Consider the following 13320-nt stretch of genomic DNA (forward strand, 5'->3'; position numbering starts at 1 on the left):
GTTCGGTGCGGGCAGGTTCGGGGTACTTCTGGAACTCCGGGCCTGCCCGTCTCGTTTACGGTTTGAAGAGGGATGCAGACCGGAGGAGGAGCTCGTGGAAGCAGTGATCGCAGTCGTGGCCCTGCTGTTCGTGCTGCTCACCGTGCTCGGCGTCTACGCGACGGTGAAGGCGGTCGGCGCCGCCAAGCGCGGGGTGGACCGCACCATCGACCAGGCCCGCCGCACGGTCGAGGACCACACCCTGCGGGCCAAGTCCTTCGCCCAGCCCGGACCGGCCGGCGAGATCGCCCAGCTCCGGCTCAGGCTGCGGTCCTCGATGAGGGCCACCCAGGACGCGCTCCACGCGGGCGTGACCGAGGACGAGTCCCTCAGAGAGTCCCTCGGCCTGTTCCAGCGACTCAGCGCGCATGGTCATGAACTGGACGGCGAGCTCAAGCGCCTGGAGTCCGAGCCCGACCGGGCGAAGCTCGCCGAGCGGCTGCCGTCGCTGCGCGAGCGCACCGAGCGCATCACCGGCTCGGCGGACTCCCTGCGCTGGGCCGCCCAGGACCGCGCCCGCCGTTTCGCCGAGGACGATCTGGACACCCTCAGCGCCCAGATCGACGTCGAGGCCGGCGCCCTGCGGCACTGGACCACGCCGGAGACCGAACAGACTTCGGAAACGGCCGGCTCACCTGCCGCGCAGGAGCCGACCCGGCCCGCCATCACCCCGCCCGGGCCACGCCCCACGTACCCGTGGCAGAAGAAGCCCCGCCCCGAAACGACCGGTATGTGACCGGCATGTGATCGGTACCTGATTCGGTCAAGGGCTGTCCAGGCGAGAGGGGCCGGGCTGCCGTCCACGGGCTACGCCAGGTAACCTCCAGCTCATGTCCCGCCATGTCGCGATCGTCACGGATTCAACGGCCTACCTGCCGCAGCGGACGATGGAGCGCCACGGCATCACCGCGGTGCCCCTGACCGTCGTCCTCGGTGACGAGGCTCTCGAAGAGGGCACCGAGGTCTCGACCCGCTCCCTGGCCCAGGCGCTGCAGAAGCGACGCCCCGTCACCACCTCGCGCCCCAGCCCTCAACTCTTCGCCGAGACCTACCGCAAGGTCGCCGAGGCCGGCGCCACCGAAATCGTCTCCCTGCACCTGTCCGCCGAGTTGTCCGGCACCTACGACGCGGCGGTCGTCGCGGCACGGGAGGCGCCGGTGCCGGTGCGGGTGGTGGACACCGGCATGGTGGCGATGGCGCTCGGCTTCTGCGCGCTCGCGGCGGCCGAGGCCGCGGAGACGGGCGGCACCGTGGACGAAGCGGTCACGGCCGCGGAGAAACGGGCCGCCAGCACCTCCGCCTACTTCTACGTCGACACCCTCGACTATCTGCGCCGTGGTGGCCGGATCGGTGCCGCCCAAGCCCTGTTGGGCTCCGCGCTCGCGGTGAAGCCGCTGCTCCAGCTGGACGGCGGGCGCATCGACCTCCTGGAGAAGGTGCGGACGGCGTCCAAGGCCATCGCCCGCCTCGAGGAGTTGGTGGCCGACCGTGCGGGCAACGCGTCGGTCGACATCGCCGTCCACCATCTCGCGGCTCCCGAGCGGGCGTCCGCGCTGGCGGAGCGGCTGCGGGGGAGGGTGCCCGGAGTGGCGGATCTGCATGTGAGCGAGGTCGGCGCGGTGATCGGGGCGCATACGGGGCCCGGATTGCTGGGAGTTGTGGTTTCGCCGAGGTGAGGGGCTGCTCCTCTCACTCGTGTGAGTGGTGGAGTTATCCACAACTTGGGCTTGATCCCCGGGAATTGAGCAAGATCATCGCGATGCGGTGAAGTGTCCCATCCTCGTGGCATGGCACTTCGATCACGCTCACGCACCACGAACGCGACCAGCGGCCCCGGGCGGGTCCCTGGCTCCGACGGCCGCATCCGACACCGCCGCCCACCCGGCCGGGGCCGCGCCGGACACCGGCACGCCTCGGCGGAGGAGCTGCGCCGACGCGCGGAGACATTGTTCGCCGCACGGGGTGGGGGCCGGGGCGGGGTGGGCGCCCAGAGCGCGGACACGGTGCTCGTCGATACACGGGTGGCGCCGGATGCGCCGAGTCCGCCGGCTGCCGGTGTGGTCGCGGAGGTGGGTCCGTCGGAGTCGGACGCGGTCCGCGCGGACAGGGGCCGGGGTGCGGGAGGCCTGCGGGAGCGGGTCGGGCCGGCTCTGTGGGAGCGGATGCCGGTGTGGGTGCAGACGCGCTGCGGGATGGAACGCAGGAGCGTGCTCGCGCTCACGGTGGTGCTGGTCGTCGCCGCCGGCTTCGCCCTGCAGCACTTCTGGACCGGCCGCGCCCAGCCCGTACGGGCACCGGAGGTGGTGCGGGCGGCGGCTCCCTACGAGGGGGGAGAGGCGGGAGCGGACAAGGAGACGCCCGGACCCGCCGCGTCGGCCGGTTCGCCGGGGGCTGTGGGCACGGCCGGGGCCGAGATCGTGGTGGACGTCAGCGGCAAGGTCCGCAAGCCGGGCATCCATCGGCTCCCGGCCGGTTCACGCGTGGTCGACGCGCTGAGCGCGGCCGGCGGGGTGCGACCGGGGACGAACACCGACGGTCTCAACCGCGCGCGGTTCCTCGTGGACGGCGAGCAGGTCGTCGTCGGGGGACCCGCACCCCCGTCGGCCGGGGGAGCGGCGGCACCGGCCGGGTCCGGCACGGCGGCCGGGCCCTCGGCTCCCGTCTCCCTCAACACGGCCACCGTCGACCAACTCGACACCCTCCCGGGCGTCGGACCCGTCCTGGCGCAGCACATCGTCGACTACCGCACACAGCACGGCGGTTTCCGTTCGGTGGACGAACTGCGCGAAGTCAACGGCATCGGCGAGCGACGCTATGCCGACCTGCGGAATCTCGTGCGGCCATGAGGCGCGGGGAGGACGACGGAGAGAGCGTCGGGGGCGTCAGGGACGGGGAGACCCGGCCCGGTCTCGGCCCCGGCTCCCGGGTCCGTCGAGCCGTGCATGTCGCATCCGGTAAGCGTCTGGGGGACGCTCATCCGCGCCAGGAGGGGCCGGTCGATCTGCGGCTGGTTCCGCCCGCGCTGGCGGCCTGGGGCACGGCGGCACTGACGTTGGACGCGGCGCCGGGGCTGGTGGCGGGCCTTGTGGTGATCTGCCTGATCACGGCGATCGCCCTACTGGCAGTGCGGCGCGGGCGGTCGGCCCCCGGCTCTCGCCGGTGGCCGCGGGCCACCGTGGCCGCCTCGCTGCTCTGTGTCTCCGCGGCCGCGGCCTCGGCCGGGCTGCACGGGGCGGATCTGCGGCGGGGGCCGGTGCCGGTGCTGGCGCGGGAGTACGCGACCGTGACCGCGGAGGTCGAGCTCACCTCCGATCCACGGCTCACCCGGCCCCGGGTCAGAGGGGACCATGTGACGCCGGATTCCGTTCTGGTCGACGCGGAGGTGCGCAGGGTCGAAGGGCCGGCCGGGACGGCGGTCGCGACGCGGGCGCCGGTGCTGATGCTCGTGGATGTCCGTGCGGGGACCGGTGTGCGCCGGGCGTCCGGGCGTGAGCCATTCGGGCGTGTGGCATCCGGGCGGGAGCCGGCCGAGTCGTCGCCGTGGCTGGGGCTGTTGCCCTCGACGCGGGTGCGGGTGAGGGGGCGGCTGACTCCCGCGCTGATGGGAGGGGACCGGATCGCGGCGGTGCTGCGGGTGCGGGGGCAGGCGGTGCCGGCGGTCGTGCGGGAGCCGTCGGCGGCGCAACGGACGGCCGGTCGGCTGCGGGCCGGCCTGCGGGAGGCCACCGACGGGCTGCCCGCGGACGCCCGGGCGCTGCTGCCGGGGCTCGTCGTCGGGGACACCGCGCGGATCACGCCCGAACTGGACGAGGCCTTCAAGGAGACGGACCTCGCGCACACGCTCGCCGTCTCCGGCAGCAACCTCACGATCATCCTCGCCCTGCTCCTCGGGCCGCCGGGCCTGGCCCAGCACGTCGAGCGCCGTGGTCTGGCACCTCGCCTCGGCATCTCCCTGCGGACGACCGCGCTGCTCGGCGGAGCGCTGACGCTCGCCTTCGTGGTCGTGTGCCGGCCGGACCCGAGTGTGCTGCGGGCCGCGGCCTGCGGAGCCGTCGTGCTGCTGGCCCTCGCGACCGGCCGCCGCAGATCACTCGTCCCCGCGCTGGCGACGGCGGTGCTGCTGCTGGTGCTGTACGACCCGTGGCTGGCCCGGAGCTACGGATTCCTGCTGTCGGTGCTGGCCACCGGTGCCCTGCTGACGCTGGCGCCGCGCTGGAGTGCCGCGTTGCGCGGGCGCCGGGTGCCGCCGCGGCTGGCGGAGGCGTTGGCGGCCGCCGGGGCGGCGCAGGCGGTGTGTGCGCCGGTCGTCGCGGTGCTGTCGGCTCGGGTGTCTCTGGTGGCGGTGCCGTGCAATCTCCTGGTGGAGTTCGCGGTGGCGCCCGCGACCGTCCTGGGTTTCGCGGCGCTGGCGGTGGCGCCCGTGGCGATGCCGGTGGCCAAGGCGCTGGCCTGGTGCGCGAGTTGGCCGGCCGGATGGATCGCGGGGGTCGCGCGGGCGGGGGCGGCGCTGCCCGGTGGGGGAGTGGACTGGCCCGACGGTTGGGGCGGTGCGCTGCTGCTGGCCCTGGTCACGGCGGCGGGGGCGGTCCTTGGACGACGGCTGCTGAGCCGCCCGTGGTGGTGTGCGGTCTGCGGGGTGCTGTTCCTGCTCGCCGTGGTGCAGCCGCCGCCACTCACCCGGGTGCTCACGGGCTGGCCGCCACCGGGCTGGCGGCTGGCCATGTGCGATGTGGGGCAGGGCGACGCGACGGTCCTCGCGGCGGGGGAGGGCGCCGGGGTGGTGGTGGACGCGGGACCCGACCCGGAGCCGGTCGACCGGTGTCTGCGCGCGCTCGGCATCACCAGGGTGCCGCTCGTGGTGCTCACCCACTTCCACGCGGATCACGTGGCCGGACTGCCGGGTGTGCTGCGGGGACGGGAGGTGGGTGCGATCGAGACGACGGGGTTCGAGGAGCCCCTGGACCAGGTGGAGTTCGTACGGAGGGAGGCTCGGGCGCGGCAGGTTCCGGTGCTGCGGGCCGTGGCGGGGGAGCGGCGGCGGGCCGGGGCGCTCGACTGGGAGGTGTTGTGGCCGCCCCCGAGCCCGGTGCCGGAACCGGACGGTCCGAACGACGCGAGCGTGACGTTGCTCGTGCGGTCGGCCGGGATGCGGATGCTGCTGCTGGGTGATCTCGAACCCCCGGCCCAGCGGGCGCTGTTGCGGTCGCCGGCGGCCGCGTCGGTGAGCCGGGTGGATGTGCTCAAGGTGGCTCATCACGGCTCGGCCTACCAGGATCCGGACCTCATACGCGTGGTGGCGCCGCGGCTGGCGTTGATCTCCTGCGGCGCGGGCAACCCGTACGGGCATCCGGCGCCCAGTACGGTCGCGGCGCTGCGGGCGGGCGGCGCGGTGGTGCTGCGGACCGACCGGGACGGGGCTCTGGCGGTCGCCGGTACGGGCGGGGCGCTGAGGGTGGCGCGAGACTGAGGGCATGCATTCCACACAGGGTGACGCCCTTCAGCCCGAGGCCCGTCCGGTCGGCGTGGGGGAGCTAGGCATGCGTCAGGTCGCCGGGTATCTCGGTCGCCTCGGCGTCGAGCCCGCGGCCTGGCCCACCGCCCCCACTGCCGCTGTTCTGCGGGAACTGCACCTGAGGCATCTGCGGGCCGTGCCCTTCGAGAACCTCTCGGTCCATCTGGGCGAGGAGATCGTGCTGGAGGAGGAGCGGCTGGTCGAGAAGGTGGTCGGGGGAGGGAGGGGTGGGTTCTGTTACGAGCTGAACGGCGCGTTCGGGGCGTTGCTCGCCACGCTGGGGTTCGAGGTGACGCTGCTCGCGGCGCGGGTGTTCGGCGAGGAGGGGAGGCTCGGGATCCCGTACGACCACATGGCGCTGCGGGTGGGGACGGTGGACGACGGGGTGTGGCTGGCCGACGTGGGGTTCGGGGCGCACAGCCACTACCCGCTCCGCTGGGACGGCCGGGGTGAGCAGAGGGACCCGGGCGGGGTGTTCCGGATCGTCGAGGCGGCGGGTACGGGCGCGGGTGATCTGGACGTCGTGCGGAACGACTCGCCGGAGTACCGACTGGAGGTGCGGCCGCGGGCGTTGGGGGACTTCGTCGCGGGGGCCTGGTGGCACAGCACCTCGCCGGAGTCGCACTTCACGCGGTCGTTGGTCTGTTCGCGGGTGACGGAGGACGGGGGGAGGATCACGCTCAGCGGGCGCCGGTGGAAGGTGACAGCCCCTGAGGGGACGAGCAGTGAGCGGGAGTTGGCGACGGACGAGGAGGTGCTGGGGGTGTATCGGGAGCGGTTCGGGATCGAGTTGGAGCGGGTGCCGGAGGTGGGGCCGAGGGTGGCGGGCGTGCTGGAAAATAGCTTCGTTAGTGAGGGGAGTGGCGTGAGTGATGTGAGACATGTGCTGGTGCTGCCTGATCGTGATGCCGCGGAGGAGGTGGTGGAGGCGCTTGCGGAGCGGTTCGGGGTGAGTGAGGAGCCGCGGATCGTGCGGGATGCGTTGGCGGGGGAGGACGATGCGGAGGATGCGCAGTGGTTGGTGGTGCTGCGGGATGAGGAGGGGCGGCTTGATGCGGGGACGGTGGACGAGTTCGTGGGGGCCTGGGAGGGGTGGCGGGAGGAGCCGTAGGCCGTAGGCGCGCCGGTGTCGGTGCTCGGCGGGGGTGAGTCGCGCGGCCCGGCGCTTACGGGGTGCCGCTGCGCCCACCCGTGCCGCCCCAGCGGCACGACTGCCCGCAGCTACGACGACATGACAGCTGCTGCGGGGTGGGTGCGGCCACGGCGGCAGGACTACCCGCGGTTACGACGGACGCGACAGCTGCTGCCGGGTGGGCGCCGCCCCAGCGGCACGACTGCCCGCAGCTGAGCGACTGAGCAGCCGAGCGGCTACGGGGCCGAGCGGCTGAGCAGTCGAGCGGCTTCGCGTGCTCATCCCCGGTCTCGTTGTCAGTGGGGCGTGGGATGCTGTCAGGGATGGCCAGGAAAGCTGCGAATGATGACCCTCTTGTCTCGGTGACGCTTGCCGTGGGGCAGGAGGAGCTGTTGCTCGATCGTGCCGTGCAGGAGGTGGTGGCCGCCGCCAGGGCCGCCGACGCCGACACGGACGTACGAGATCTGTCTCCGGACCAGTTGCAGCCCGGCACGCTCGCCGAGTTGACCAGTCCCTCGCTGTTCGCGGAGCGCAAGGTCGTGGTCGTACGCAATGCGCAGGACCTGTCGGCCGACACCGTGAAGGACGTGAAGGCGTATCTCTCGGCGCCCGCCGAGGAGATCACGCTGGTGCTGCTGCACGCCGGCGGGGTCAAGGGCAAGGCGTTGCTGGACGCCGCGCGCAAGGCGGGGGCGCGGGAGGTGGCCTGTCCGAAGATGACCAAGCCGGCGGACCGGCTGGCCTTCGTACGGCAGGAGTTCCGGGCCACCGGGCGGTCCGCGACGCCCGAGGCGTGCCAGGCGCTTGTCGATGCCATCGGGAGCGATCTGCGGGAGCTGGCCTCGGCGGTGACGCAGCTGGTCGCCGACGTCGAGGGGACCATCGACGAGGCCGTCGTGGGGCGGTACTACACCGGGCGGGCCGAGGCGTCGAGCTTCACCGTCGCCGACCGGGCCGTGGAGGGGCGGGCCGCGGAGGCCCTGGAGGCGCTGCGCTGGTCGCTGGCCACCGGGGTCGCGCCCGTGATGATCACCAGTGCGCTCGCCCAGGGTGTCCGGGCGATCGGCAAGCTGTCCTCCGCGCGCGGTGGCCGGCCCGCCGATCTCGCGCGGGAGCTGGGCATGCCCCCGTGGAAGATCGACCGGGTCCGGCAGCAGATGCGGGGCTGGACACCGGACGGGGTGGCCGTGGCGCTGCAGGCCGTGGCCGAGGCGGACGCCGGGGTGAAGGGCGGCGGGGACGACCCCGAGTACGCCCTGGAGAAGGCCGTGGTGGCCATCGCGCGGGCGGCCCGGTCCCGGGGGCGGTAGGCGCTCCCGGCGTCCCCGGAGGAGAATCGTCCGTGTCAGCCGTCCATCGCCGGACACGGAAAGGTGGCGATCACCATGGCTGAACACCCGCACGCCAAGCTCGTCCGTGAGGGCTACGAGGCCTTCCAGCGCGGAGACATGGACACCTTGCGCGGGATGATGACCGGGGACTGTACACACCACGTACCCGGCTCCCACCCGCTCTCGGGGGACTACAAGGGGATCGACGCGGTCCTCAACGACTACTACGCGCGGCTCTACTCGGAGACGGGCGGGTCGTTCCGGGTCGAGTTGCGCAACCTGTTCGTCGACGGCCGCGGGCATGTCATGTCCGTGCACCACTTCACCGCCGACCGGGAGGGCAAGCACATCGACGAGATGGGCGGCATCGTCTTCCGGATCGTCGGAGACAAGATCAGCGACCTCGACGAGTGCGTCGCCGACATGGAGAAGGCCGACCAGTTCTGGATGTGAGCCCCAGCACGCCATAAGTCCCGACATACCGAAGGCCCCGGTGCCCGCCCTGGGGAAGGGCGAGGCGCCGGGGCCTTCGGTTCACGCTTCTGGAGCCGCGCCCGCGTGGCGAACGCAGGCCGCGCGCGGCTCCGGGTGCCGGCCGGGAGCGGATGAGAGAGGGCCCGCTCTGGGTCCTGCCGGCGGTCAGATCAGAAGGTTCAGCCCTTGAGGGACGTGACCTGGGAAGCCAGCGCCGACTTCTTGTTGGCGGCCTGGTTCTTGTGGATGACGCCCTTCGAGACGGCCTTGTCGAGCTGACGCGCGGCAGCGCGCTGCAGCTCGGTGGCCTTCTCGACGTCACCCGCGGCAGCGGCCTCGCGGGCCTTGCGGATCGCGGTCTTCAGGGAGGACTTGACGGCCTTGTTGCGCAGCCGAGCCTTCTCGTTGGTCTTGATCCGCTTGATCTGGGACTTGATGTTCGCCACGAATAAGCCTCTTCTTTTTCCTGGTTTCCTATGTGCCTCGCGCTGAGAGGGCATGAGACACAGCTGCCCACGCTACCAGCGGGCCCGAGAATGGCCCAAACCGGCCCCCGGTCGCCGCGCGTGGGACCATGGAGCCTACGTATCGATCCGACCCGAGGCATAAGGCGCCTCAAGAGACAGGACCCTGCGTGCCCGCGACCCCTAACCATGTGCCCGAGCCGAGCCGTACCGACCCGGCTCTGATCCGCAATTTCTGCATCATCGCGCACATCGACCACGGCAAGTCCACTCTCGCCGACCGGATGCTCCAGCTGACCGGTGTGGTCGAGCAGCGGCAGATGCGTGCTCAGTACCTCGACCGGATGGACATCGAGCGCGAGCGCGGCATCACGATCAAGTCCCAGGCGGTGCGGCTGCCGTGGGCTCCGACCCACGACAAGAACAACACGCACATCCTCAACATGATCGACACCCCCGGGCACGTCGACTTCACCTACGAGGTCTCCCGGTCACTCGCGGCCTGTGAGGGGACCGTCCTCCTCGTCGACGCCGCCCAGGGCATCGAGGCCCAGACCCTCGCCAACCTCTACCTGGCGATGGAGAACGACCTCACGATCATCCCCGTACTGAACAAGATCGACCTGCCGGCCGCGCAGCCCGAGAAGTTCGCGGAGGAGCTCGCCAACCTGGTCGGCTGCGATCCGGACGACGTGCTGCGGGTGTCCGCCAAGACCGGCCTCGGCGTCGACGCGCTGCTCGACAAGGTCGTCAAGGACATCCCGGCCCCCGTCGGGGTCAAGGACGCGCCCGCCCGCGCGATGATCTTCGACTCCGTCTACGACTCCTACCGGGGTGTCGTGACGTACGTCCGTGTCATCGACGGCCAGCTCAACAAGCGCGAGCGGATCCGGATGATGTCCACCGGCGCCACCCACGAGCTGCTGGAGATCGGCACCAACTCGCCGGAGATGCTCGGCGCCGACGGCCTCGGCGTCGGCGAGGTGGGCTATCTGATCACCGGTGTGAAGGACGTCCGCCAGTCCAAGGTCGGTGACACCGTCACCAGCCAGGCCAAGGGCGCCACCGAGGCCCTCGGCGGGTACAAGGACCCGAAGCCGATGGTCTTCTCCGGTCTGTATCCGCTGGACGGCTCCGACTACCCCGAGCTGCGCGAGGCGCTGGACAAGCTCCAGCTCAACGACGCCGCGCTGGTCTACGAACCGGAGACCTCCGCGGCCCTCGGCTTCGGCTTCCGCGTCGGCTTCCTCGGCCTGCTGCACCTCGACGTGATCCGTGAGCGACTCGAGCGCGAGTTCGGGCTCGACCTGATCGCCACCGCGCCGAACGTGGTCTACCGCGTGGTCATGGAGGACCGCAGCGAGCACATCGTCACCAACCCGAGCGAGTTCCCCGAGGGGAAGATCGGTGAGGTGTACGAGCCGGTCGTGCGCGCCACCATCCTCGCGCCGACCGAGTTCATCGGCTCGATCATGGAGCTGTGCCAGACCCGGCGCGGCACCCTGCTCGGCATGGACTACCTCTCGGAGGACCGGGTCGAGATCCGCTACACCCTCCCGCTCGCCGAGATCGTCTTCGACTTCTTCGACCAGCTGAAGTCGAAGACGCGCGGCTACGCCTCGCTGGACTACGAGCCCACCGGCGAGCAGACCTCCAGCCTGGTCAAGGTCGACATCCTGCTGCACGGCGACAAGGTGGACGCCTTCTCGGCGATCACCCACAAGGACGCCGCGTACGCGTACGGGGTGCGGCTCGTCGCCAAGCTGCGCGAGCTCATCCCGCGGCAGGCCTTCGAGGTGCCGATCCAGGCCGCGATCGGCTCCCGGGTCATCGCCCGCGAGACCATCCGCGCCATCCGCAAGGACGTCCTCGCCAAGTGTTACGGCGGTGACATCTCCCGGAAGCGGAAGCTGCTGGAGAAGCAGAAGGAAGGCAAGAAGCGGATGAAGATGGTGGGTTCCGTGGAGGTTCCGCAGGAAGCCTTCATCGCCGTCCTGAGCAGCGACGACAGCGGCGGCTCCGCCAAGGGCAAGAAGTAGGCGACAAATCGCCACGGTGGATACCGATTTCCGGGGCCCGTCATGCGACAGCGTGGCGGGCCCCGGGGCTCTTTCCAGGGGAACCCGTGCCGCTCCTCGGGTGAAATCCACGGTCCGAGGCCCCTTACGCACCGACCGGTCGCCCTTTACTCTGATCCCTGCTCGATAGTTACTCGCGAGTTAAACAACAGCCGCATTGAGCCAGCCGCGCCGTCGCGGGCCCCCGGAGGATGTCGTGAGCGACACACAGACCCTGATCGAGAACCGTCCGCCGTCCGTGGCGGGCCTCTTCCTGGAGCGCGTGGCTGCCACGCCCGACGCCGAGGCGTACCGCCACCCGGTGCCCGCCGCCTCCGGTGAGGGCCCCGACGACTGGAAGTCACTCAGCTGGGCGCAGGCCGCCGAGCGGGTGTACGCGATCGCGGCCGGGCTCATCGAGCTGGGCGTACAGCCCGAGCAGCGCGTGGCCCTCGCCTCCTCCACCCGGATCGAGTGGATCCTCGCCGACCTCGGCATCATGTGCGCCGGCGCCGCGACGACCACCGTCTACCCGCAGACCAACGCGGACGAGTCGGCGTACATCCTCGCCGACTCCGAGAGCCGGGTGCTGATCGCCGAGGACGCGGTCCAGCTCGCCAAGGCCGTCGAGAAGCGTGCCGAGCTGCCCGCGCTCACCCATGTGGTCGTCCTCGACCCGGCCGGCGTCGAGACCGGCGAGGACTGGATCCTCACCCTCGACGAGCTGGAGAAGCGCGGCGCGGCCCGGCTGGAGAAGGAGCCCGGGCTGATCAAGGAGCGGGTCGCCGCGATCACCAAGGACCAGCTCGCCACCCTCATCTACACCTCCGGCACCACCGGCCGCCCCAAGGGTGTCCGCCTCCCGCACGACAACTGGTCGTACATGGCCAAGGCGATCGCCGCGACCGGGCTGGTCGGCCCGGAGGACGTGCAGTACCTCTGGCTGCCGCTCGCGCACGTCTTCGGCAAGGTGCTCACCTCCGGCCAGATCGAGGTCGGGCACGTCACCGCCGTCGACGGCCGCGTCGACAAGATCATCGAGAACCTTCCGATCGTCCAGCCGACGTACATGGCGGCCGTGCCGCGTATCTTCGAGAAGGTCTACAACGGCATCGCCAACAAGGCCCGGGCGGGCGGCGGCGCCAAGTACAAGATCTTCCGCTGGGCCGCCGGGGTCGCCCGCGAGTACGCCAAGGTCAGCCAGGACAACTTCCGCCGCACCGGCACGGCGTCCGTCCCCTTCGGTCTCGGCGCCAAGCACAAGGTCGCCGACGCGCTCGTCTACGCCAAGATCCGCGAGGCGTTCGGCGGCAACCTGCGCGCCTGCGTCTCCGGCTCGGTGGCCCTCGCCCCCGAGATCGGCTTCTTCTTCTCCGGCGCAGGCATCCACATCCTGGAGGGCTACGGCCTCACGGAGTCCTCCGCGGCCTCCTTCGTGAACCCTGGCGAGGCCTACCGCACCGGCACGGTCGGCAAGCCGCTGCCCGGCACCGAGGTGCGCATCGCCGAGGACGGCGAGATCCTGCTGCGCGGCCCCGGCATCATGGAGGGCTACCACGGGCTGCCCGAGAAGACGGCCGAGGTGCTGGAGGCCGACGGCTGGTTCCACACCGGTGACATCGGCGAGCTGTCGCCCGACGGCTACCTCCGCATCACCGACCGCAAGAAGGACCTCTTCAAGACCTCCGGCGGCAAGTACATCGCGCCCACCGAGGTCGAGGGGCAGTTCAAGTCCGTCTGCCCGTACGTCTCCAACATCCTCGTGCACGGCGCCGACCGGAACTTCTGCACGGCGCTGATCGCGCTGGACGAGGTGTCCATCCTGGACTGGGCCAAGGAGAACGGCCTGGAGGGCAAGTCGTACGCGGAGGTCGTCGCCGCGCCGGCGACGGTCGCGCTCGTCGAGGGGTACGTGGCGGAGCTCAACGGCGGTCTGCAGAAGTGGCAGACGATCAAGAAGTTCCGGCTGCTGCCCCGGGATCTCGATGTGGAGCACGGGGAGATCACGCCGAGTCTGAAGCTGAAGCGGCCGGTGGTGGAGCGGGAGTACAAGCACCTCATTGAGGAGATGTACGCGGGTACGCGGGAGGCGTAAGCAGGCCAGGGGGGCGGGGGACTGAATTCGGCTGCCGGTCCGTCGTGGCTGGTCGCGCCCACGCGGCGGAGCCGCAAGTCGAAACAGTCCCGCGCCCCTGGGTTGACTGCAGCCAGGATGCTCGAATCTTGCCCCTTGTTCGTCTGCTATCTGTCACTTTCGTACACCCGCATCGCACTCCTCCCTCCAGAGTGATCCCCTTCGGTCACCCACCGC

Annotated in this window: 9 protein-coding genes and 1 pseudogene; 9 read left to right on the forward strand and 1 reads right to left on the reverse strand. The window is 71.2% G+C overall.

Annotated features, from left to right (window positions below):
* Positions 1-94: 94 nt before the first annotated feature.
* The 7 genes and pseudogenes from ACIRF9_RS02605 (at position 95) to ACIRF9_RS02635 (ending at position 8467) form a co-directional block, all read left to right on the forward strand.
* On the forward strand, positions 95-775 hold the full coding sequence (locus tag ACIRF9_RS02605; RefSeq protein WP_403815114.1) for a hypothetical protein: 681 nt from the start codon (positions 95-97) through the stop codon (positions 773-775).
* Between the two features lie 94 nt (positions 776-869).
* Positions 870-1715 (forward strand): DegV family protein, encoded by an 846-nt coding sequence (locus ACIRF9_RS02610; RefSeq protein ID WP_403815116.1) that lies wholly within the window; start codon positions 870-872, stop codon positions 1713-1715.
* 111 nt (positions 1716-1826) lie between these two features.
* Entirely contained in the window at positions 1827-2885 is a 1059-nt protein-coding gene (locus ACIRF9_RS02615; protein ID WP_403815119.1) for a helix-hairpin-helix domain-containing protein, read from the forward strand.
* A 92-nt stretch (positions 2886-2977) separates the two neighbouring features.
* Positions 2978-5506, forward strand: a complete 2529-nt coding sequence (locus tag ACIRF9_RS02620) for a ComEC/Rec2 family competence protein (protein WP_403816093.1) — start codon at positions 2978-2980, stop codon at positions 5504-5506.
* 70 nt (positions 5507-5576) lie between these two features.
* Positions 5577-6362, forward strand: a pseudogene (locus ACIRF9_RS02625) (arylamine N-acetyltransferase); the annotation flags it as partial.
* Between the two features lie 644 nt (positions 6363-7006).
* Positions 7007-7993, forward strand: coding sequence for a DNA polymerase III subunit delta (gene holA / locus ACIRF9_RS02630; protein WP_403815122.1), 987 nt, complete (start codon positions 7007-7009; stop codon positions 7991-7993).
* A gap of 75 nt (positions 7994-8068) precedes the next feature.
* On the forward strand, positions 8069-8467 hold the full coding sequence (locus ACIRF9_RS02635) for a nuclear transport factor 2 family protein (protein WP_403815125.1): 399 nt from the start codon (positions 8069-8071) through the stop codon (positions 8465-8467).
* Between the two features lie 200 nt (positions 8468-8667).
* Here ACIRF9_RS02635 and rpsT read toward each other — a convergent pair whose 3' ends face one another.
* Positions 8668-8934 carry a 30S ribosomal protein S20 gene (gene rpsT / locus ACIRF9_RS02640; RefSeq protein WP_403815127.1) on the reverse strand — a complete coding sequence of 89 codons (267 nt, stop codon included), beginning with the start codon at positions 8932-8934 and terminating at the stop codon, positions 8668-8670.
* A gap of 188 nt (positions 8935-9122) precedes the next feature.
* On the opposite strand from rpsT, the gene lepA reads away from it, so the two are divergent.
* Positions 9123-10991, forward strand: a complete 1869-nt coding sequence (lepA, locus tag ACIRF9_RS02645; RefSeq protein ID WP_403815130.1) for a translation elongation factor 4 — start codon at positions 9123-9125, stop codon at positions 10989-10991.
* 235 nt (positions 10992-11226) lie between these two features.
* On the forward strand, positions 11227-13104 hold the full coding sequence (locus tag ACIRF9_RS02650) for an AMP-dependent synthetase/ligase (RefSeq protein WP_403815133.1): 1878 nt from the start codon (positions 11227-11229) through the stop codon (positions 13102-13104).
* The last annotated feature ends 216 nt before the right edge of the window (positions 13105-13320 follow it).

It is taken from the genome of Streptomyces sp. NPDC096132 (assembly GCF_044763345.1).
Lineage (GTDB): Bacteria > Actinomycetota > Actinomycetes > Streptomycetales > Streptomycetaceae > Streptomyces.

What these genes read in the sequence shown, in the direction of transcription:
- ACIRF9_RS02610 (WP_403815116.1), top strand. Translation starts at nt 870, where the DNA reads ATGTCCCGCCATGTCGCGATCGTCACGGATTCAACGGCCTACCTGCCG.
- ACIRF9_RS02615 (WP_403815119.1), top strand. Translation starts at nt 1,827, where the DNA reads ATGGCACTTCGATCACGCTCACGCACCACGAACGCGACCAGCGGCCCC.
- holA (WP_403815122.1), top strand. Translation starts at nt 7,007, where the DNA reads ATGGCCAGGAAAGCTGCGAATGATGACCCTCTTGTCTCGGTGACGCTT.
- ACIRF9_RS02635 (WP_403815125.1), top strand. Translation starts at nt 8,069, where the DNA reads ATGGCTGAACACCCGCACGCCAAGCTCGTCCGTGAGGGCTACGAGGCC.